Annotated in this window: 20 protein-coding genes; 16 read left to right on the top strand and 4 right to left on the bottom strand. The window is 61.6% G+C overall.

Features of this window, described 5'->3' with window-relative positions:
• The first annotated feature begins 20 nt into the window (after positions 1-20).
• The 8 genes from H097_RS27230 to H097_RS27195 all read left to right on the top strand — a co-directional run bounded on the left by H097_RS27230 (position 21) and on the right by H097_RS27195 (position 6,462).
• Complete coding sequence (locus tag H097_RS27230) at positions 21-380, top strand: hypothetical protein (protein WP_032863767.1); 360 nt, start codon at positions 21-23, stop codon at positions 378-380.
• A 9-nt stretch (positions 381-389) separates the two neighbouring features.
• On the top strand, positions 390-914 hold the full coding sequence (locus tag H097_RS27225) for a nuclear transport factor 2 family protein (RefSeq protein WP_032863765.1): 525 nt from the start codon (positions 390-392) through the stop codon (positions 912-914).
• Between the two features lie 47 nt (positions 915-961).
• A complete protein-coding gene (locus H097_RS27220) occupies positions 962-2,248 on the top strand; it encodes an aromatic ring-hydroxylating dioxygenase subunit alpha (protein ID WP_032863762.1) in 1,287 nt (428 codons plus the stop codon).
• 2 nt (positions 2,249-2,250) lie between these two features.
• Complete coding sequence (locus H097_RS27215; RefSeq protein WP_032863795.1) at positions 2,251-2,727, top strand: aromatic-ring-hydroxylating dioxygenase subunit beta; 477 nt, start codon at positions 2,251-2,253, stop codon at positions 2,725-2,727.
• Positions 2,728-2,737: 10 nt separating this feature from the next.
• Positions 2,738-3,478, top strand: a complete 741-nt coding sequence (locus H097_RS27210; RefSeq protein WP_032863761.1) for an SDR family oxidoreductase — start codon at positions 2,738-2,740, stop codon at positions 3,476-3,478.
• A 60-nt stretch (positions 3,479-3,538) separates the two neighbouring features.
• On the top strand, positions 3,539-4,501 hold the full coding sequence (locus H097_RS27205) for a PDR/VanB family oxidoreductase (protein ID WP_032863759.1): 963 nt from the start codon (positions 3,539-3,541) through the stop codon (positions 4,499-4,501).
• Between the two features lie 19 nt (positions 4,502-4,520).
• Positions 4,521-5,021 (top strand): flavin reductase, encoded by a 501-nt coding sequence (locus H097_RS27200; protein WP_005787271.1) that lies wholly within the window; start codon positions 4,521-4,523, stop codon positions 5,019-5,021.
• A gap of 163 nt (positions 5,022-5,184) precedes the next feature.
• Positions 5,185-6,462 carry an OprD family porin gene (locus H097_RS27195; protein ID WP_032863757.1) on the top strand — a complete coding sequence of 426 codons (1,278 nt, stop codon included), beginning with the start codon at positions 5,185-5,187 and terminating at the stop codon, positions 6,460-6,462.
• A 196-nt stretch (positions 6,463-6,658) separates the two neighbouring features.
• Here H097_RS27195 and H097_RS27190 read toward each other — a convergent pair whose 3' ends face one another.
• Complete coding sequence (locus H097_RS27190) at positions 6,659-7,732, bottom strand: L-dopachrome tautomerase-related protein (protein ID WP_032863756.1); 1,074 nt, start codon at positions 7,730-7,732, stop codon at positions 6,659-6,661.
• A 301-nt stretch (positions 7,733-8,033) separates the two neighbouring features.
• Here H097_RS27190 and H097_RS27185 point away from each other — a divergent pair, with 301 nt between their 5' ends.
• The 4 genes from H097_RS27185 to H097_RS27170 all read left to right on the top strand — a co-directional run bounded on the left by H097_RS27185 (position 8,034) and on the right by H097_RS27170 (position 13,334).
• The gene (locus H097_RS27185) at positions 8,034-8,732 is read left to right on the top strand and encodes a response regulator transcription factor (protein ID WP_032863754.1); all 699 of its coding nucleotides are present in this window, start codon (positions 8,034-8,036) and stop codon (positions 8,730-8,732) included.
• Positions 8,732-10,075 (top strand): sensor histidine kinase, encoded by a 1,344-nt coding sequence (locus H097_RS27180; RefSeq protein WP_032863753.1) that lies wholly within the window; start codon positions 8,732-8,734, stop codon positions 10,073-10,075. The genes H097_RS27185 and H097_RS27180 overlap by 1 nt, the downstream gene beginning before the upstream one ends.
• 98 nt (positions 10,076-10,173) lie before the next feature.
• Positions 10,174-12,405 (top strand): TonB-dependent siderophore receptor, encoded by a 2,232-nt coding sequence (locus H097_RS27175; protein WP_032863752.1) that lies wholly within the window; start codon positions 10,174-10,176, stop codon positions 12,403-12,405.
• A complete protein-coding gene (locus H097_RS27170; RefSeq protein ID WP_050593463.1) occupies positions 12,405-13,334 on the top strand; it encodes an alpha/beta hydrolase-fold protein in 930 nt (309 codons plus the stop codon). Before H097_RS27175 ends, H097_RS27170 begins: the two co-directional genes overlap by 1 nt.
• Here the strand turns inward: H097_RS27170 and H097_RS27165 are convergent.
• Entirely contained in the window at positions 13,289-14,524 is a 1,236-nt protein-coding gene (locus tag H097_RS27165) for a DUF1835 domain-containing protein (protein ID WP_032863750.1), read from the bottom strand. The two genes, H097_RS27170 and H097_RS27165, sit on opposite strands and share 46 nt — an antisense overlap.
• Positions 14,525-14,768: 244 nt before the next feature.
• Between H097_RS27165 and H097_RS27160 the strand changes: the two genes are divergently transcribed.
• The gene (locus tag H097_RS27160; protein WP_032863749.1) at positions 14,769-15,170 is read left to right on the top strand and encodes a Rid family hydrolase; all 402 of its coding nucleotides are present in this window, start codon (positions 14,769-14,771) and stop codon (positions 15,168-15,170) included.
• Here the strand turns inward: H097_RS27160 and H097_RS27155 are convergent, their stop codons facing one another.
• Positions 15,171-16,658, bottom strand: coding sequence for an aldehyde dehydrogenase family protein (locus H097_RS27155; protein ID WP_032863747.1), 1,488 nt, complete (start codon positions 16,656-16,658; stop codon positions 15,171-15,173).
• A 168-nt stretch (positions 16,659-16,826) separates the two neighbouring features.
• On the bottom strand, positions 16,827-18,155 hold the full coding sequence (locus H097_RS27150; protein ID WP_032863745.1) for a hypothetical protein: 1,329 nt from the start codon (positions 18,153-18,155) through the stop codon (positions 16,827-16,829).
• 216 nt (positions 18,156-18,371) lie between these two features.
• Between H097_RS27150 and H097_RS27145 the strand changes: the two genes are divergently transcribed.
• From H097_RS27145 to feaR, 3 genes are all read left to right on the top strand, one after another.
• Positions 18,372-19,871 (top strand): APC family permease, encoded by a 1,500-nt coding sequence (locus H097_RS27145; protein ID WP_032863743.1) that lies wholly within the window; start codon positions 18,372-18,374, stop codon positions 19,869-19,871.
• Positions 19,816-20,436, top strand: a complete 621-nt coding sequence (locus tag H097_RS27140) for a DUF3156 family protein (RefSeq protein ID WP_050593462.1) — start codon at positions 19,816-19,818, stop codon at positions 20,434-20,436. Before H097_RS27145 ends, H097_RS27140 begins: the two co-directional genes overlap by 56 nt.
• Positions 20,437-20,544: 108 nt before the next feature.
• The gene (feaR, locus tag H097_RS27135; protein WP_032863742.1) at positions 20,545-21,480 is read left to right on the top strand and encodes a transcriptional regulator FeaR; all 936 of its coding nucleotides are present in this window, start codon (positions 20,545-20,547) and stop codon (positions 21,478-21,480) included.
• Positions 21,481-21,482: the final 2 nt, after the last annotated feature.

The following is a 21,482-nucleotide window of genomic DNA, read 5'->3' as shown; positions in this document are numbered from 1 at the left end:
CAAGAAAAAAGGTGACTGCAATGAGCGATACCAAAGCCTTGCGCGTGCTGTTTTGCATGGGCATCAACCAGAATTTCTTCGACGCGCCGCGGGACGAACAACTGCAAGTCTGGGCGGCGTTCAGCCAGATGTGGAATGGCATCCATGACCTGCCGGGCGTCAAGGTGTTCGGCAACATGGATGACGACCAGAGCATGGTCGGCCCGTCCGCCGGCTACCCCTGGACCACCTACCTGCTGGCGGACGTGCCGGATATCGCCAGCGTGCATGCGGCTTGCAACCTGTTTCGCAGCACCCCGGTGGGGGACGGCACCTACAAGCTGTGGAAGTACTGCAAGGTCGAGGCCCGTACCGGCCGCGAACTGATTATCCAGCGCTGAGGCCCGGCCATGAACGACCCACTCCAAGCCCTGGAACAACGCCTGGACGCCCTGGAAAGTGCCAGCGCCATCCGTGCCTGCATGAACCGTTACATGCAGCTGTGCGACGACCTGGGCGCCCACTCGCCCCTGGACGAACTGGCCGGCCTGTTCACCCCCAACGCGATCTGGGAAGGCAAGGGCAGCAAGTACCAGGAGGCCTTTGGTGGCTATCACGGGCGTGCGGCCATTCGCGGGATGTTTGCCACCTACATGGTCGAGCCCGCGCACTTTGCCCTCAACGTGCACTTCCTGACCAGCGAACAGATTGAGGTCCGGGGCCTGCAGGCCGGCGGTGCCTGGGTGATGTTGCAGACCTCGACCTTTGCCAGTGGCGCGTCCCATTTGAACAGTGCACGGCTGAGCGTGACCTTCGAGTGTGAGGACGGCCAGTGGCGGATCGCCCATTTCCAGACCGAGAACCTGTTCAGCCGCCCCGTGAGCCTGTGGAACCACAGTGCCCGGTTGCCGGTGCCCCATAAGCCGGGTGAGTGAAACCCGCATTCAAGTGAGTCGGCCCGGCGGGTCGACGAGGAGACATCGTGAATAACCTGATTCAAGCCGTGAACCTTGAAAGTTGCCCGTCCGAACGCGTCCTGCCGGACCGGGTGCACACGTCGCTGTACACCGATGCGCAAGTCTTCGACCAGGAGCTGGAGAAGATTTTCTACAAGACCTGGATCTGGGTCGGCCACGTCAGTGAAATTCCCGACGCGGGCAGCTACAAGACCACCTTCGTCGGCAAGCAGCCGGTGATTGTGGTGCGTGACCGCAAGCAGGCGATCCATGTGCTGCTCAACCGTTGCCGCCACCGCGCCGCGACGGTGTGCGAGCACAAGAAGGGCAAGACCAACAGCTTCGTCTGTCCCTACCACGGCTGGAGCTACGCCCTCGACGGTTCGCTGCGTGGCGTGCCTCATCCGGAGAGTTACGCCGACATGCTGGACAAGGGTGAGCACCCCTTGGTGAGCCTGCGGGTCGAGCAATACGCGGGGATGATTTTCGCCACTTTCAACGACGCCATCGAGCCGTTGGAAGACTTTCTCGGTGCGGCGAAAAAATGGATGGATCTGTTTATGAAACAGGGCGGTGGCTACCCGATCAAGGTCGCCGGAGAACACCGCTTCCGCTTCCCCGGCAACTGGAAAATCCAGCTGGAAAACACCACCGACGCCTACCACTTCCCGTTGGTGCACAAGTCGTTCCTGTCGTCGGTGGATAAGCAGACCGAAGAGATGCTCAATTTTGTCGGCGGCAGCGGTTATGTCGAGGACCTGGGCAACGGTCATAGCGTGATGGTGATGATCCCCGACCTGATCGACCTGGAAGCCAACCTTGAGTTGCCGATCCCGGCGCGTTTCGAAGAACTGGCCGGGCAACTGCGCGAAGAAGGGCATGACGAGCAAGCAGTGCGGCGCATCGTCCGCGCCGTGGGCGGCTCGGGGTTCAACCTCAATCTGTTCCCCAACATCGCGTGCTCAATGGCGTTCTTCCGGGTGCTGCAACCGATTGCCGTGGACGAGACCGAGATCCACCACGCAGTGATCACCATGGACGGCGGCCCGGCGGTCGCCAACCGCTACCGCTTGCGCCTGCATGAGCACTTCCAGGGGCCGATGGGCTTTGGCACGCCAGACGACTCCGAGGCGTGGGAGCGGGTGCAGAAGGGCGCCAGTGCCGGCACCGACCTGTGGGTCATGCTCAATCGCGGCCTGGCGGGCGAGCAGGCCAGCAACGATGGCCTGGTCAGTGATGTCAGTGCCGAAACCGGCATGCGCGCCGGCTATCAGCAGTGGAAAAAAATGATGTCGGCCCAGGAGACCCAGTGATGATCAACCTACAACTGCTCAACCAGGCCAGCGCCTTTATCTGGCAAGAAGCGGACATGCTCGATCACGGTGAGTTTGAATCATGGCTGGCGCTCTGGACCCAGGATGCGACCTACATCATCCCCATCGACCCGCTGGAAACCGACTTTGAGAACACCCTCAACTATGCCTATGACGACCATCACATGCGCCAGTTGCGGGTCACACGCCTGACCAGCGGCGAGTCGATTTCCACCACGCCACGGGCGCGCACCGTGCGCACGCTGTCACGGTTTCGCCTGCTCGCCGATGACGGCAAAACCGTCACCGTGCGCTGCGCACAGAACCTGCGCGAATGCCGCAAGGACGTGCTCAAGCACTACACCGCCGATATCACGTTCGAGCTGCTGCGTGACGGCGACAGTTTCAAGATCCAGCGCAAGCTGATCCACCTGATCAACTCCACCGACACCCTCGCCGGTATCGGTTACATCCTGTGAGGGCGCCGGCATGACACACATAGCCTTAGTGACGGGCGCTGCCCAGGGCCTGGGGTACGCCATCGCCGCCCAGTTGTACGCGGCGGGGTACGCGGTGGTGCTCAGCGACCTTTCCCTGGCGGCGGCAAACGCCAGCGCCCGGCGCCTGGACCCGAGCGGCGAGCGCGTGTTGGCGCTACGTCTGGACGTGGGCTGCAAGGCCGATTTCGAGCAGGCACTGGCGGCGACCCTAGAGCGTTTCGGCGCCCTGCATGTGTTGGTCAACAATGCGGCCATGACCCTGGCAACGCCGTTGATGCAGATCAGCCCCGAGGAGTTCGAGCGGGTCACCAACATCAACCAGCGCGGCACCTTTGTCGGTTGCCAGGTATTGGGGGCTTACCTGGCTGACCAGGGCTATGGGCGGATCATCAACATGGCGTCCCTGGCCGGGCAGAACGGCGGGACTGCTACCGGTGGGCATTACGCGGCATCCAAGGGCGCGATCATCACCCTGACCAAGATCTTCGCCAAGGAACTGGCGGCACGCGGGGTGACGGTCAATGCCATCGCCCCGGGGCCGATCGACTCGCCGGCAGTGCATGCCGTGGTCGCGCCCGAGCGCATGGAGCAACTGCTCGAAGCGATCCCGGTCAAGCGCCTGGGCAGTGCCGATTACATCGGTCGCCTGGTGGTGCAACTGGCGGAACAGGATGCCTATTTCGTCACAGGAGCGACCTGGGACGTCAACGGCGGGCTATTCATGCGCTGATGCGACAACGGGCCGACCGTGATCGGCCTTGGCCAATAATAACCAGCGGAACGAGCCGATATGAGCGTGCAAACATTATTGAAAGTGGTGGTGCAAAAACGCCAGGAACAGGGCCTGGGGGTGGTGGTCCTCGACCTGGCCGACCCTGATGGCCAGGCGTTGCCGGCCTTCGAGGCCGGGGCCCATGTGGACATTCACCTGCAAGCGGGCCTGGTCCGCCAGTACTCGCTGTGTGGCGACCCGGCCAATTCCCGGGTCTATCGCCTGGGCGTGTTGAAAGATCCGGGCTCGCGCGGCGGCTCCCTGGCGGTACACGAGCAACTGCTCGAAGGCCAAGTGGTGCAGATCAGCGCACCGCGCAACCTGTTTCCCCTGGCGGCCGATGCGCAACGCTCGATCCTGATCGGCGGTGGTATCGGCATCACGCCCATGGTGGCCATGGCGTATGCCTTGCAGGCCCAGGGGCGGGAGTTCCAGCTGCACTATTGCGCGCGGTCACGCAGCCTCTGCGGCTTTATTGACGAGCTGCAGCACGCGTCATTCGCGTCGCGGGTACACACCCATTTCGATGACGAAGACCAGGGTCAACGGCTTGACCTGCAAGCGGTTCTCGGAGTGCCCGGCGCTGGGGTCCATGTCTACGTCTGTGGGCCGGCCGGCTTCATGGATTGGGTCATCAGTGAGGCGGCCAAGGCCGGTCATGCCCAGGACCATATCCATCGTGAGTACTTCCAGGTCGAGGTCGACAGCAGCGGCCAGGGCTTTGAAGTGGTCGCCGCGCGCAGCGGCAAGCAGGTGCAGGTGCAAGAAGGCCAAAGCATCCTCAATGCCCTGGCCAGTGTCGGTATCAAGATTGAAATCTCCTGCGAGCAGGGGGTGTGCGGGACGTGTCTGTGCGATGTGCTGGAAGGTGAGCCCGACCATCGGGATGTCTACCTCACCGACGACGAAAAGGCCGCCAATGACCAGATCCTGGTGTGTTGCTCGCGGGCCAAATCGAAAAAACTGGTGCTGGACATCTGAATTGGCGGAGGGCAAGACCATGGTAGATACAACAGGTTTTCGCAATGCAATGGCATTGCTCGGCGGCGCCGTCTCGGTGATCGCCACCGATGGCGCAGCCGGGCGCTTCGGCTTTACGGCCTCGGCGGTATGCAGCGTGACGGATCAGCCGCCGACCCTGCTGGTGTGCATGAACCGGGCGTCGACGTCCAATATCAACTTCAAGAGCAACGGTGTGTTGAGTGTCAACGTACTGACCGCCGATCACCAGGCGATTTCCGGGGTGTTTGCCAACCGTGACATGAACACCGAGCAGCGTTTTGCCTGTGCCCAGTGGGTGACCCTGGAAAGTGGCGCGCCGATTTTGCAGGAGTCGCTGGTGAGTTTCGATTGCCGCATCGCCCAGGCCCATGAGGTGGGCTCCCATACGATTTTCTACTGTGAGGTGCTGGGTATCTGCAATGGCGAAAGCCAGGAAGGCCTGGTGTATTTCAACCGTGCCTATCATCGCCTGGGGGACGCATCGAAGGCCGCTTCTTGATCGTTGCCAACTAACTTGTCCGGTTCTCTAAAACAACAATAAGCGTGCTCCGCACGCATGCGTCTTTTTGCAGCAAGTGGTTATAAAAACAAGACTGCGGATTAACTGCCCATTAGTTATCTGCCCCACTCAAATGTTTTGCGCGCATATAAAGGAACCACCGATGCCTCTTGAAAATAGAATGGCCCGCGACTGCGTGTTCGTCGGCCTGCTGGGCTGCCTGACGCCGCTATTTGCCCACGCCGACTTTATCAACGACCGTCAAATCAGCCTGGGCCTGCGCAACTTTTACCTGGACCGGGACTTTCACCAGACGGATGCACCCAAGTCCCGGGTCGGCAGTTGGACCCAGGGTTTCGACTTCAAGGCCGCCTCAGGCTACACCGAAGGCCCTGTGCAGTTCGCCCTCGATCTCTACGGACAGTATGCGTACCGCCTGGACGGCGGTGGCGGGCGTGGGCCGGACTCGGTGATCCCGTACGACGACAGCCGTGGCGAACCGGTGCAGGACTACGGCCGGGCGGCGTTCGCGGCGAAAGTTCGCTATTCGAAAACCGAATTGAAGTTGGGCGAGCACCGCCCGACCTTGCCGGTGGCGTATTACGACGATACCCGGCAATTGGTGACCACATTTAATGGGGTCAGTATCGAGTCCAAGGACATTGATAAGTGGACATTGACCGCCGGGCGTTTCAACCAGATCAGTTCACGGGAATCATCCGATCGCGAAAAAATGTACCTGTTTAATGGCCCGGATATAAAACGCCGCAGCGACGGCCTGAACTTTGCCGGTGCCACTTATGCACTGACCCCACAGTTATCGGCGACGTATTTCTACGGCCAGTTGGAAGATATCTACCAGCAGCAATACTTCGGCCTGAGCCATGACCTCGACCTGGGTGGCGGCTATGCCTTGAAAAGCGACCTGCGTTATTTCGATAACCGCGAAGATGGCAAGGCGTTGTACGGAAACATCGACAACCGCTCCTATGGCCTGATGACCGCCTTGAAAAAGGGCGGCCATACCTTTGGCGTCGCCTACCAGCGCATGCTCGGTGACAGTGGTTTCCCCACCATCAACGGCTACGCACCCCAGCCGTACCTGGTGAACTGGTCCGTGGTGTCTTACGTCAAGCCCAATGAGAGCTCCTGGTCAGTGAGTTATGACTACAACTTCGCAGCGATGGGCGTCCCGGGGTTGAAGTTCAAGACGCGCTACTTCCGCGGGACAGGCATCGACCGTGGCAACAACGCCCTGGACCAGAACGTGGAAAGCGAACGCTGGCTGGCCCTTGGCTATGTGGTGCAGGCCGGGACCTTCAAGAACCTGGGGTTGGAGTGGCGCCGTTACGACGTCAAGACCCGTTATGGCAACGGCAGCGCGGCGGGGCCGGATTATACGGAGACACGCTTGATTACGACGTATGTGTTCAAGTTCTGAGGTGGGCTGAGGCGATTAGATATCACTCCACTGGGCTGGCAAGGAGTATGCAACTCGTTGCCAGCCAAATCACAGACAAAGAAAAGCCCGCGATGGGGAGTGCGGGCTTAAAGGTTTTCACTAGGAGCTGGGATCACCCTAGGCGCCCGACTGTGAAAGGGATGTGAAAGCGCCAAGCAATTTGCGTGCGCGCTGATCAGCGATGTGTCGATAAGCGATAAACCCCCACTGGCCACTGCACCAGGGATTTGCCCTTGTTGAACAGCGCAACGCGGTCCATTTGTGGGGTAGGCAGCCACAGCACTCCGTCCTTGTCCAGGAACGGCGCGTCAACCCAATGCAATCGCTCGTCCACGATCAGGGTTTCGATCTGCCCGTCAGTGCGGCGTACGCGAATGGCATCATGGGCCAGGTCGGAAAAGTACAGGTTGCCCTGTGCGTCCATGACCGAGCCACCGGTTGCGGGGATATCGGCAAAGAACTCAACCCGCGCGGCCAGTTGTTCCGGGCTCAGTGCCGGGTTGGCAAGGTCTTGGATACGCACCTTGGACCAGGGACCTTGCAGCGGGCCGTAATACAGCCAGATGCCATCAATGCTGACTTCCAGCGGATCGGCGTTGACGCGCAGGGGGTCACCATCGGGAGCCTTGACCACCTGGTTGCTGAGGATCAAGTCCCGGTCAGGCCGGGCGACCACCGATGCATGTTGGTTCAATACACGCCGGGCAGCGCCGGTCTTCAGGTCCACCACAATAATGCCGGCATTTCCCGCATCGGTGAGCAAAGCCATGCCGGCGCTGAAGCGCACGTCATCCACATAACTGCCGGCTGTGGCGATGTCCGCCCCGAAGAAGTAGGTCCGAACCACCTTGTTTGTAGGCAGATCGATACACACCAGCTTTGCGCCCTGGCTGACGGGGTTGCCGCCGAACTCGGGCGAGCCGGTATCCACCACCCACAGTTTGTCGCCTTCCAGGCGCAAGGCATTGATGTTCACAAAGGCATTGGTTGCATCCAATCCTGGCGCCCAGTTGTTCCAGGCGCTGTTTGGATAGGCGCTGTGCTGGCCATTCTGGTCAACAGCCGTCAGTTGCGGGCCCTGGGTGCCGGTCCAGCGTGGCCCCGAGAGAAACGTGCGGCCGCTGTAATGCGCCACGGCATTCCAGATCTGTCCGGAGCTTTGGACTGCGACGCCCAGCTCGGGCTGTTTGACGGTGCTGCACCCGATAAGCAGTGCCAGCATCGCAGCGCCCAGCAGCAAGCGGGTCATGGCCGTGCGCCCCCGGCGCGGGCACAGGTTTCCCATAACTCTGTGAGGCGTTGATGGAGGGTGTGCATGAATTGGCTGACGGTGGTTTTCGACATGGTGATTCTCCTGCATCCGGTATGTGACCTAACGAGGAGATAGCTTGATTGTTCGTGTTTACCTGAAAAAGCCCAGGTTCAACGCATTCAGTTTCTTTAAAATATTGATAATCCGCACTTGAACATCACAACACGCGACGTTCGTTGCGCAATGTTTCTCCGAGTGAGAAACTGGCCTAATTGTGAACAGTTATCATCCACTGCCTATGTCATCTTCTTCCGCGCGCATCCTGGTCATCGAGGATGACGTCGAGCTGTGCGCCCATCTTTGTACCCATTTGAGCCGACGCGGTTTCGCCTTGAGCAGCGCGCATCGCGGTGATGAAGGCTTGAGCATGGCGCTGGACCCAGCGGTCGAGCTGATCCTGCTGGATATCATGCTGCCCAACGAAAACGGCCTGAATGTGCTGGCGCGCTTGCGCAACGAGCGGGGCACACCAGTGATTCTGATGTCGGCACTGGGCGCCGAGCAGGACCGCATCATCGGTTTCAGCCAGGGCGCGGATGACTATTTGCCCAAGCCCTTCAGCCTCGCCGAGTTGGATGTGCGTATCGACGCGTTGCTGCGGCGTGTGGCGCTTGATCGCGGTACACCTGTCTCTAGGCCGCTATGGCTGGACCTGGATGTAAATGCCCGTGATGTTCTATTCAACGGCTGCCCGGCAGGCCTGACCGCTTCGGAGTTCCGCTTGCTGTCCACCCTGCATGAGCACGTCGGCGAACCCTTGTCCAAGGCGTTCCTGTACCAGCATGTGTTGCATCGTGCCTATACGCGGCTGGATCGTGGCCTGGATGTGCATGTGTGCAATGTGCGCCGCAAGCTGGCGGCAATTGATTTGCAGGGCGTGCGCATCGAGGCGGTGCGCCATCAGGGGTATGTGCTGCTGTGTGAAGGCTTGGGCTGATGCAGCGTCGGCATCCACTGCTATGGAAAATGGCGCTGTTGCAAGTGTGTTTCTGCTTGCTGCTGGTCTGGTTGGTCTGGGGCTGGGGCTTGCAGGTCGAGCGCAGTACTTATTTTCTTGCAGAGCCTGACCGCGCGGCCCTGACCGCCTATGCCGCGCAGGCCGAAGAGGTGGCCGCAACCGGTGACGCCAAGGCCGTGGAGCAATGGCGCCAGACCCTGCAGCAACGCGAGCAGACCTGGGTCGGCGTGCTCGATCCGTTCCTGCAAAGCCTTGGCACACAACCGCTGACGGCGGCTGAGGTCAGCCACCTGACCTTTATGCGCAAGCCCAGTTGGCCCATGAGCAAACGCCTGGAGGATGAGCTGCCCTATGTCAGCATTGCCTTCCCTCAACACCCGGAGCGTGGCCGCTTGGTCATGCAGTTGCCCGAGCGCTTGCTGCCACCGGGGCTGACGCCGTGGACGCATCTGTTTACCCACGGTGTGGTGCCGGTGGTTTTGGCCTTGGGCCTGGGCCTGTTGCTGTATCGCCACCTGGTGGTGCCTTTGAACGAATTGCGCGAGCGTGCGAACGCCCTGAGTGGCGGTGACCTGGCGCCGCTGGCCAGCAGTGCTGTAACCCGTCGCGGCGACGAGTTGGGCGAGTTGGCGCGTGCCTACGAACACATGGCCGAGCGCCTGCGGCAAAGCCTGCAACAGCAACGCCAATTGTTGCGCACCTTGTCCCATGAAATCCGCACGCCCTTGGCCCGCTTGAAAATCGCCAGCGAAAGCGGCCTGGCGCGCCAGCAGTTGGAACAGCGGCTGGCGCGTGAGGTCGAGGAGATGCGGCGCCTGGTGGATGATTCCCTCAACCTGGCCTGGCTGGATACTGAACGGCCGCAATTGCAGGCCGAAGATGTACGAGTGGCCTCGGTGTGGGAGGCGCTGGTGCAGGACGCGCATTTCGAGACGGACTGGCCATTGCAGGCGTTGGTGTGCGAGGTCGGTGAGGAGTGCGAAGTCAGGGTTCACCTCAACAGTTTCGCCCAGGCCCTGGAGAACATCCTGCGCAATGCAATCCGCCATTCCCCCCCAGGCGGTGTCATTCGCTTGAGCGGGGCACGTGAAGGCGAGACGTGGTTGCTGACCATCGAGGATCAGGGCGCCGGCGTTGCCGAGGCCGACCTGGAGCGGATCTTTGAACCCTACCTGCGCCTGGACGGTACGCCCGGTAACGGGTTTGGCCTGGGCTTGAGCATTGCCCGACGCGCCATCCAATTGCAGGGCGGCCAGTTATGGGCCAGCCAGGGCGGGCAAGGTCTGCGCATGCACCTGCGGGTGGCTGGGGCAAATGTTTAGAAAGTTAATGTTCTTTACTCGCAATTGCATCTGATTATCATCTGCGATCTTTGCTGGCCTACCGCTATCGGTGGGCTTGACGTTTCGGAGACCCCCGCATGCACCGCCTGCCGCCCCTGTCCCTGCTTGCCCTGAGTATTTGCAGCCTGCTGCCCGCTAGCAGCTTTGCCGCCGAGCCCGAGGCCCCCGCGCGTCTTGAGCTGCAAACCCAGACCGTCCTGGGCACGGCGCAGGAAGAGATAAAGCAGGCGCCCGGCGTGTCGATCATCACCGCCGAAGACATCAAGAAGCGCCCGCCGGCCAACGATCTGTCGGACATCATCCGCACCATGCCCGGCGTCAACCTCACGGGCAATTCCAGCAGCGGTCAGCGCGGCAACAACCGACAGATCGATATCCGTGGCATGGGCCCGGAAAACACCCTGATCCTGGTTGATGGCAAGCCGGTGGGCAGCCGTAACTCCGTGCGCTATGGCTGGCGCGGCGAGCGTGACAGCCGTGGCGACAGCAACTGGGTGCCCGCCGACCAGGTCGAGCGGATCGAGGTCATCCGTGGCCCGGCTGCCGCCCGCTATGGCAACGGCGCCGCCGGTGGCGTGGTGAACATCATCACCAAACAACCCGGTACCGAGACCCACGGTTCGGCGACGATCTACCACAACTTCGCCCAGCACAGCGCCGAAGGCGAGACCCAGCGCATGAACTTCGGCCTGAACGGCCCGCTCACCGACACCCTCAGCTACCGGGTGTACGGCAACGTGGCGAAAACCAATGCCGACGACGCCGATATCAACAGCGGTCATGAGTCCAAACGTACCGGTAACCAGGTCGGCACCTTGCCGGCGGGGCGCGAAGGGGTGCGCAACAAGGACGTCAACGGCCTGTTGAGCTGGAAGATGACGCCTGAGCAGACCTTGGACCTGGAAGCCGGTTTCAGCCGCCAGGGCAACATCTACACCGGTGACACCCAGAACACCAACAGCAACGCCAACGTGAAAAAACTGCTCGGCCACGAGACCAATGTGATGTACCGCGAGACCTACGCCGTGACCCATCGCGGCGACTGGGACCTGGGCACCAGCCTGGCCTACCTGCAATACGAGAAGACCCGCAACAGCCGGATCAGCGAGGGCCTGGCGGGTGGCACCGAAGGGATCTTCTCCAGCCGCGACTTCAATACCAGCGTATTGCGTGACCTGACCGCCCACGGTGAAGTCAGCCTGCCCTTGCATGCCGGGGTGGACCAGGTGCTGACCGTGGGCACCGAATGGGTCGAGCAGCAACTGGATGACCCCAGCTCCAACGTGCAAACCACCACCGCCGGGGGCAGCGTGCCTGGGCTGGCCGGGAGCAACCGCAGCAGCTCGTCCTCGGCGCGGATCTTCTCGGTGTTCGTCGAGGACAATATCGAACTGCGCCCTGGCACACGCCTGACCCCGGGCCTGCGCATGGACCACCACGACGTGGTGGGTGACAACTGGAGCCCGTCGCTGAACCTGTCCCAAGTGCTCACCGACACCCTGACCCTGAAAGCCGGGATCGCCCGTTCCTACAAGGCGCCCAACCTCTACCAGCTCAACCCCAACTACTTGCTGTACAGCAATGGCCAGGGTTGCTACGGGCAGACCACCAGTTGCTACCTGCAAGGCAATGCCGACCTGGATGCCGAAACCAGCGTCAACAAGGAATTGGGGATCGAGTACCGCAATGACGGGGTTGTGGCGGGCCTGACGTACTTCCGTAACGATTACAAAAACAAGATCGAGTCGGGCCTGACTCCGGTCGGCAGCGCCAGCGGCGGCACCGGCACCACGGCCAACGCGAGTATCTTCCAGTGGGAAAACGTGCCCAAGGCCCTGGTCGAAGGGCTGGAAGGCACCCTGGCCCTGCCGTTGACCGAGCAGTTGAACTGGACCAACAACTTCACCTACATGCTGCAATCGAAAAACAAGCAGACCGGCGATGTGCTGTCCGTCGCGCCCAAGTACACCTTGAACTCGATGCTCGACTGGCAGGCCAGCGATGACCTGTCCCTACAAATGAGCGTGGCCTGGTACGGCAAGCAAACCCCGAAAAAATACGACTACCACGGCGAGCGCGTGACGGGGTCGGGCAACAACCAGCTATCGCCGTATGCTATTGCCGGGGTCAGCGGTACGTACGCCTTCACCCAGAACCTGAGCCTGACGGCCGGCGTCGACAACCTGTTCGACAAACGCCTGTGGCGCGAAGGCAATGCCCAGGGTGTAGCGAATATCGAAGGGGCAGGCGCCGCGACCTATAACCAGTCCGGTCGTACCTTGTACACCAGCCTCACGGCGTCCTTCTGATGGGGCGCCTGATCAGCCTGGCGCTGTTGCTGATGGCCCAGGCTGCCGTCGCCAAACCTGCACCTGATCAGTTGATGGATGCGCCGGTGTTGCGTGAGGCCAGTGCCTACAGGTTCAGCACCCTGGAGCTGGAGTCGGCGGATGGCGCTCGCCATTACCGGATCTGGCTGGGGCAGCCGCCTGCGGTGAGTGACGCCAGCCCGGTGGCGTACCTGCTCGATGGCAACGCCGCGATGGCCGCGCTGGACAGCCAGGGTTTGAATCAATTGGCGCAGAGTGCGTCACCGCCGGTGTTGGTCGCCGTGGGTTATGCCACGCCGCTGCGCATCGAGCGCAATGCACGCACCTTCGACTACACGCCAAGGGTCGGCAGTGCCGTGGAGCAACGGGATCCGTTGACTGCGGTGCCCAGTGGCGGTGCGGATGTATTTTTGGATTTGCTGAGCGGAAATATCCGCCCGCAGGTCAATCAGCGTCTGGGTATCACCCCGCAGCGGCAATTGCTATGGGGCCACTCCTATGGCGGCCTGCTGGTGCTGCATGCCTTGCTGACGCGCCCGCAAGCCTTCGATGACTACGCCGCCGCGAGTCCTTCGTTGTGGTGGAATCAAGGCGTTGTGAGCGCCGAGTCTCAAGCTCTGGTACAACGCTTGAACGGCAGCCGGCCGCGCTTGCTGCTGATGCGTGGCGACCTGGAACCGGCCAGCCCGGCCAGTGTGTCGCCGTCCAAAGAGGCCAGCGACACGGCGTTCAAGACGCTAGTGGGCAGCCTGCAACAGGTCCATGGCTTGCAGGTACGCCAGCAGACCTTTGCCGGATTGGGCCACGGCCCGATGTTGCCGGCATCGTTGCGCTACACATTGCAGATGCTCAGCCAAGGCAGTCATGCCCGCCAGAGTGGTTCGCCCTCGTCATCCAGCGTCCAGTGAGGCAGGCCGGGCATGATCTGCACGCCACCGACCCAACGTGTGTGGCTTGCATGGTCTGGCCAGTACGCGCGGCCTTGCAACACCCTGGCGCCCAGCGGTGTCAGGGTCAATGTGCGGCCGGGCCATGGCAGATCAGCCTCGGACTCCGTCAGCAATGGATCGGCTCCGTCGATCAAGGGACGCAGCAGGGCATGAAACATCATGTCGCCGAGAAAGGGCAGGGGCTCACGCTTGGCCATCAACTCGGCGAACACCCGGGCAAACGCCGTGGGGCCGACCTCGGCGAGATACTGCAGGGCCAGGCGCTCGGTCAGCGACAGGCCATCGCGAGCGCCTGGTAGCTCCTGTAACTGCCGGCGCAATGCCGGGGCCAGCAAGGGCAGGCAGGGATGAGTGGCGTGGGCCAGTTGCGCCAGATTCACTGGCGAACTGTTGCAATAGGCGGCCCATGCTTGCCGGGCCAGTTGGCGCATGGCTTCATCGACAGGTCGCCGTTGTGGCCACAGCCAAGCCAATACCGGTGGCGCCAATTGGCCGATGCCGATAAAGCGTTGCACGCCGGGGATGCGGTCGACTTCGATCAGTTCCAGCCTGGTGGGCACGCGCTCAAGCCCGGCCAGCGCACGGATCAAAAACAACTGGTCATAGGCATCGGCCTCGCACCACAGCACGCTGTGATCGGCACTGCCCAGTTCCTCAAGATGCTGGTATTCGTCGTCCAGGCGGCGTGCGGCATCTGCCAGGTCCAGGGCAAACGCCTGGCTGATGAACCGCGCCCGTGTTGCCCGGTAGGCCTCGCCCGGCAAGGCCTGGACCGGGCCCATGCACAGCGGATCCGTGAGCATCCGAAACCGTCCCTTGAACCCCGCCACACCAAGGCTGTGGGCAATATCATTGCCGCAGCGCCAATGGGTGGTGCGCGCTTCATCGCTGGCCTCGAAACCTGGGTGGTTGGCGGCAAAATCCACGGCGTCCACATGGGCCTTGAGCTTGGGCCAACTGCTGAAACCCAACTGCCGGGCAACTAGCCATTGAGCATCGGAAAGGGTCGGTGGCAGGTTGGCAACCTGCGCCAGTTCAGCGGGCGCCGTGCCTTGTTTCATACGCTGCAAAAGCTCCTTGGCACGCTTGCGCTGCTGCTCAAGGTTGATACGACCGTCAGTGGCCGGTGAGGCGGGGCGTTGCGACATACGATCTCCTTGCACAAACCTTGTCCGCTTTAAGGTTGGGAGTCGTAGTGATGGGGTATGCAGTCATGTCCTGGGCGCAGCCCTTTCCGCGGAAGGTGGCGTAGAGGGCGCCTGGCGCGAATATAGGCAGGGGAGAGGTTGATTGCAAGGCGTTCTGTTTCCAGATGTTGAAATATGCAACTTCTCCAAGAGCCGGAAAAACCGTTGAGGTAGCCTTGTTTCCTACAGACAACAAGGAGTCGTCATGCAACGAAGAACCATCAATCCCCCGACAGTCTTCAACTCCCTGCAATACGGTTTCAGCCAGGCCATGGAAGTGCGTGAGGGGCGGCGTATTCTCTTGTCTGGTCAGGTCGGCGTGGACGCTGACGAACGCACCGTCGGCCCAGGCATCGCCGAGCAGACCGCCACGGCCCTGGACAATATCGAAAAGGTCCTGGCGGCGGTCGAGGGCGATCTGTCCCATGTGATTATGCTGCGCCTGTACATCGTCGAGTCCGCCCGCGATCAGCAGGAACCCATCGCCGCCGCTTTGCGCGAGCGTTTTCCGCGCAACCCGCCGCCGTCGTCATGGATCATCGTCAGCGGTTTGTCGCTGCCCGAGTGGTTGATCGAGATCGAGGCGGAGGCGCTGATCCCAGGGTAATCAATAACGCATCATGACCGACTTGAGTTCGGTGTAGTCCTCGATAAACGCATTGCCAAACTCGCGGCCAATTCCCGAGGATTTGTTGCCACCGAATGGTACGGCCGGGTCGAGCAGGGTGTGCATGTTGACCCACACCGTGCCGGCGTTGATGGCCGGGACCATACGCAGGGCCTTGCCCAAGTCGTTGGTCCACAGGCTGGCGCTGAGGCCGCCGGCAGTGTGGTTCATCAGTGCCAGCAACTCGTCCTCGTCGTCGTAGGGCAGGAACGTGGCGATGGGGCCGAAGGTTTCTTCGGTGAGCAGCGTATCGTTGATGCTGTTGGCGAGGATCACCGTGGGCTCGACGTAGCAACCGGGTCGATCCATCGGTTGGCCACCGTAGATAATCGTGTTGTTTTCGGCGCGGGCGGTGGCAAAAAAACCTTCCAGCTTCGCTTGGTGTTGGCGATGGGTGACCGGGCCGAATTCGGTGCGCTCATCCAGCGGCGAGCCGATATTCAGTGCGCTCAAACGCTGGGCCAGGGCCTCCATGACTGGGTTGATTTGCGAGCGGTGGACAAAGAAACGCTCGGCCGCCGCACAGATCTGCCCCGAGTGCAGGAACCCGGCCTCGATAATGCCGTTGACGGCGGTTTCCAGCGGCACATCGCGTAGGAACGCCGCCGCGTTTTTGCCACCCAGCTCCAGAGTCGCCCGCGTCAGGCCGGCGCCCATGGCCGCGCGGCCGACCGCAATGCCGGTGGGCACCGAACCGGTGAACGACACCTTGTCGGTGCCGGGGTGTTCGATCAGCCCCTTGCCCACCTGGCCACCGCCGGTCAGCACGTTCAGCACACCGGCGGGCAGGCCGGCTTGCACCGCCAGTTCGGCAATGCGCAGCAGGGTCAGCGGCGTGAATTCGCTGGGTTTGATGATGATGCTGCAACCGGTCACCAGGGCCGAGGCGAGTTTCCAGATGGCAATCATGGTGGAGAAATTCCACGGCACGATGCCGACCACCACGCCGACCGGTTCGCGCAGGGTGAAGGCGGTGTAGCGTTCGCCGGCAAACGAGGGCAGCGACGGGGTGAGGGTCTGGCCGCTGATCTTGGTTGCCCAGCCTGCGTAATAGCGCAGGAAATGCGCGGCCTGGTCCACTTCAAAGGCGCGGGAAATCTGGATGATCTTGCCCGACTGGCAGGTCTCGATCTGCGCCAGTTCCTCGCGGTTTTGCTCCAGCAGGTCAGCCAGTTTCAGCAGCACATTGCCACGTACCGCCGGGGCGGTTTGTGACCACTGTTTGAAGCCGTGCCGGGCAGACGCCACGGCCAGCTCAATATCAGCCGCTTGCGCATCGATCACCGTCGCGATGACCTTGCCGGTGGCGGGGTTGATTACCTCCAGGGTCTGGCTGGACTGGCTGGGGACGTAGTGGCCGTCGATGAACAGGCCATGGTCTCGACGCAAGAAGGCTTCGACCTGGGGCAGCAGCGCGATATCGCTCATGGGGTGTTCCTGATCAAAAAGGAAAGCCTGAGGCTAACCAACGCGCAAGGTCACGGCTTGACTGTGCCTGCCGGGGCGTATGTCTGTGGCTGCCATGAGGGCGCAGAGCGCCCCTGTGGGAGCGAGCAAGCCCGCTCCCACATTGGGATGGCGGTAAGTATCCATAGCTCAGAACGGCACAGCGACCACCAACTGGCTGTACACATTGGTGCCATTGCCGCCGACCTGGTTGCCGCCGGTGTCCTGGTCCTTGTCCGGTTGGTACAGGCCAATCAACGGCGTGATGATCAGGTGGTCATTCACCGCCCATTCGGCATACAGGTCCAGCTCACGGCCATCGAGGTCGAGCATGTTGCGTTTGCTCACGGTCGTGTAGTCGAAGAACAGCGCGCCGAGGGTCAGGTTGTCCAGCGGTTTGACCTTGAGTGCCACATGCTGCACCGAAGTGTTGGTGTTGTAGGGGCCGGAGTAGTTGCCCGCCACTTCGCCCTGGACCCAGGTGCCAAAGCCCCGGTTGAAACCGGCAAACAGTGCATCCCAGTTCTTCGAATAGCGCGCATAACGGTAGGTCAGGTCCGGCGACCAGGGCAGGTCGGCAAAGGTATAGCCGGCTTCGGCGTACCAGGCTTTTTCCGGCCCTGGATCCTTGTCCTGCCAGGCGTATTCGAACGAGAAGTGCGCATTGTCGATCCCGGCATTCCCGCTGCCGCGCAGGCTGTAGAGGTTCATGCCCTTGCGTTGCTTTTGCACGTCACTGGCATAGCGTTCGTCGACATCAATGCCATGCAGGTACGTCAGGCCCAGGGTGCCCGGTGCGGCGCTGTATTCCAGGGTGCCGATGGCCATTTCGGTCAGGGCCTGGGCGCGGTTGTCGGACTCGATCCACATCAGGCTGCCATGCAGGCCGTCCTTGCCGCCCAGGCGCACCACCGCTGCCTTGTCGAAGGCATGCCGCGCCGCGATGTAATAGGCGCCACCGCGATCGAACTCACCATCGGCCACGCCATTGCCCAGGTTCGGGCCGTCGTCATTGATGATAAAACCATCGCCCACGGTGATGATCTGGCGCCCGTACGACAGGTCCAGGCCATCCTTGCCCAACGCGGGCAACAGATTGCCCGAGCGCCAGCCGGCAAAGGCTTCCTCGAACTTGGTGGTGCGCTCGCTGCCGTCGGTCACGCGGGAAGCATCGCCATCGCCCCAGGTACCCGAACTCACCAGATTGGTGGTGCCGTACACACTGCCCAGGTCGCCCAGGCGCTGGTCGATGCTCACGCCATATTTGATAAAGCCTTCACGCCAGGTCGAACCGCCCGGGCTGCCCTCGTAGTTCTTGCGGCTGTTGAACATCCCGTACACCGCGAGAAAGTTGCCGGTGACGGTGGTGTCGTCGTCGGCATACAGTTCGATTGCCTGGGCCGCAGGTTGGCCGATCAACAGCGCCAGACCCAGGCCGACGACCGGGTGTAGGTGGTGGGTTTTGCGTGTGTGCTCCATTGTTATAGTCCCCAGCAAGATGAAGTTGAGGGGGCATTAGGGCGAGCGTCGGCAGCGTAAGTCTTTCACCTGCGTGCCAGGCAATTGATCCTGGCCGCCAGGCCGCGAGCCCTGGCAGGGAGCAACAAAACCAGCGGCAGCCAGGGGCAAGACGATCAGGTTGGGCGGGGCGCACAGTGCAAGCACTTCTAAAAATCCCCTTCGAGGATCTGCACCATGTCGATCAATGACAGACTTACCGCGCACCTGAACCGGGGCACGGTGGGTTTTCCCACCGCGTTGGCCAGCACCATTGGCCTGATCATGGCAAGCCCGGTGATTCTCACCGCGACCATGGGCTTTGGCATCGGCGGCAGCGCGTTTGCGCTGGCCATGCTGATCGCCGTGGTGATGATGCTGGCCCAGGCCACCACCTTCGCCGAGGCCGCATCGATCCTGCCCACCACCGGCTCGGTGTACGACTACATCAACTGCGGCATGGGTCGTTTCTTTGCGATCACCGGCACCTTGTCGGCCTACCTGATCGTGCATGTGTTTGCCGGCACCGCCGAGACCATCCTTGCCGGCGTCATGGCCCTGGTGAACTTCGAGCACCTCAATACCCTGGCCGAATCCGCCGGCGGCTCCTGGTTGCTTGGGGTCGGCTTTGTGCTGGTGTTTGGTGTGCTCAATGTGTTCGGTGTCAGTGCCTTTGGCCGCGCCGAAATCATCCTGACCTTCGGTATGTGGACCACCTTGATGGTGTTTGGCGTGCTGGGCTTGATCGCTGCGCCGGCGGTGCAACTGGACGGCTGGTTTGGCGAATCCCTGGTGGGCAGCGACCTGGTGACGGTGTTGTCCCTGGTGGGCATGGCGATGTTCATGTTTGTCGGCTGCGAGTTCGTCACCCCGCTGGCGCCGGACTTGCGCCAGTCGGCCAAGGTCATGCCGCGGGCAATGATGCTTGGCCTGATGGGCGTGGCGACGTGCATGTTCATCTACGGCGCGGCGATGAAACGCCAGGTAGAAAACGTGGTGCTGGACGCGGCCAGCGGCGTGCATTTGCTGGATACACCCATGGCGATTCCACGCTTCGCCGAACAGGTGATGGGGCAGATCGGGCCGCTGTGGCTGGGGGTCGGCTTTCTGTTTGCGGGCGCCGCCACCATCAATACCTTGATGGCGGGTGTGCCACGGATTCTCTACGGCATGGCGGTGGATGGCGCGTTGCCGAAGGTGTTCACCTACCTGCATCCACGCTTCAAGACCCCGGTACTGTGCATCCTGGTAGCGATGCTGATCCCCTGCCTGCACGCGCTGTACCTGGGCGGTAACACCGATAACATCATGCACCTGGTGCTGGCGGCGGTGTGTGCCTGGAGTTTTGCCTACCTGCTGGTGACGGTGTCGGTGGTGATCCTGCGCATTCGTCGTCCCGACTTGCCGCGTGCGTACCGCTCGCCGCTGTTCCCGTTGCCGCAGATCCTGTCCAGCGCCGGCATTCTGCTGGGCATGTGGTTTATCACACCACCGGGGATGAATCCGGCGGATATCTACATCCCGTTCGGCGTGATGCTGGGCGGTACTGCGGTGTATGCGCTGTTCTGGACCCTGGTGGTGCAGAAGGTCAATCCATTCATGCCGGCGTCGGTGGAAGACGTGCTGGCCAAGGAGTTTGCCAATGAACCGGGTCACACTCACCACGGCTATGTCAGCGCTGCGGCAAAAACTGTCTGAACTGTTCAGCGCACAACGGGCGCCGGCGGGCTATCAGCCGGGGCGCACCCTTGGGCAACTGCGGCGCAACCTGGGGCTGGCACGGTTCGAGTGGGTCTCGCCGACCCTGGCGCGGGCCATCCTGGACGATGACAGCCTGCACCTGGAAATTTGCGAGCGCACCGAGTCGCAGCTGTTGATGCACCTGGTCATGACCGAATTCAGCCTGCGCCTGCCTGCCTCGACAGAGGGCGCGGCACACTTTGAATTGCACCATGGCGGGGCCATCCGGCGCACGGGGATCTGCTGTCGGCAACGTACCGGCGAACGCGCATTGTTGGGGCAACTGCAGGCGTGTTTGCAGCCGGACAGTGCCCTGCATGGGGCATTGATGCTCCTGGATTTCAAGCGCCTGCATATCGAGCTGCACGGCCGTCAGTGGCTCGTGCGCCTGGAGCATATGGGCGGCAGCGAGGTGGTCAACCGCATGCCGGCCTTTCGGCGCTACATCGCCTTGAGCCGCGTGCAGCGGGATGCGCTGCTGGCTGTGCTGGCCGGCCTGCAACGCGTATTGCGCACGCTCTGATTGGCATTATTAGTGCTAACACAATGGCAGGCAGGTACTTGTTGCGCGCATATAGGTAACATGTTAACTATTGCCCGACAAAAATAATAAGCCATTGTGGAGACACCCATGGGTATCCAACAGAGTGCACAACAGGGGCTCGACACCTGGAACCGCGACTTGCGTGCGATGTGCGGCCACTTCGACACCGAACTGGCTTTCAACCGTTCGCTGTTTATCGGCGAGTTTTCCATGCTTTCAAGCGGCGGGTTGCCCTTGGCCAGCCTGCGTACCAACGCCGGCCTGATCAAGCGCCAAGTGACCAATCCCGACCACGATAACGACCAGGATTGCTTTTTGGTCAGCCAGCGCAGCGGCTATTCACAGGTCGTGCAGAACGGCCAGCGGGTGCAACTGGCCCCTGGCGAACTGCTGCTGATGGACTCGGTGGGCTCCATTGAAATCACCCCGTTCGGCTTGATCGAACATATCTCGCTGTCGTTGCCGCGTGCCCAGGTGTGCAAGCAGATGGGCAGCCAAGCGAAGACCTTTGGCAAGATTTCCTCCAGCAAAGCCTGTGGGCGCATGCTGCATGTGTTGATGGACCAATTGTGCAAGGGCAGCGAAGGCGCCGAGGATGAGGTCGAGGCGTTGCAGCGTGCTTTTGTGTCGCTGCTGGGCTCAGCCCTGGAGCAGGATGACGACGCGCGCGACGACACCACCGCGTTGCAAGGCAACAACCTGCGCAGCTACGTGCAGAAAGTCATTGATGAGTCCTTGAGCCAGCCTGGCCTGAGCCCTGTCGGCCTGGCCAGCCGCTTGAACATCTCGGTGCGTCATTTATACCGGCTGTTCGAGGAGCAGGACGACAGCGTCTGCCGTTACATCCAGCGTGCGCGGCTCAAACGCAGTGCGGATGACTTGACCAACCCGTTCTTGCGTAGCGAGTCGATCACTTCGATTGCCTATAAATGGGGCTTTACCGATTCGGCGCATTTCAGCCGTTCGTTCAAGAAGCAGTTTGACCTGTCGCCCAAGGCATTTCGTTCCAGCCGGATGGCCTGAAC

This window comes from Pseudomonas sp. FH4 (assembly GCF_000510915.2).
GTDB lineage: Bacteria > Pseudomonadota > Gammaproteobacteria > Pseudomonadales > Pseudomonadaceae > Aquipseudomonas > Aquipseudomonas brenneri.
This window is presented reverse-complemented; position numbering and strand designations above follow the sequence as displayed.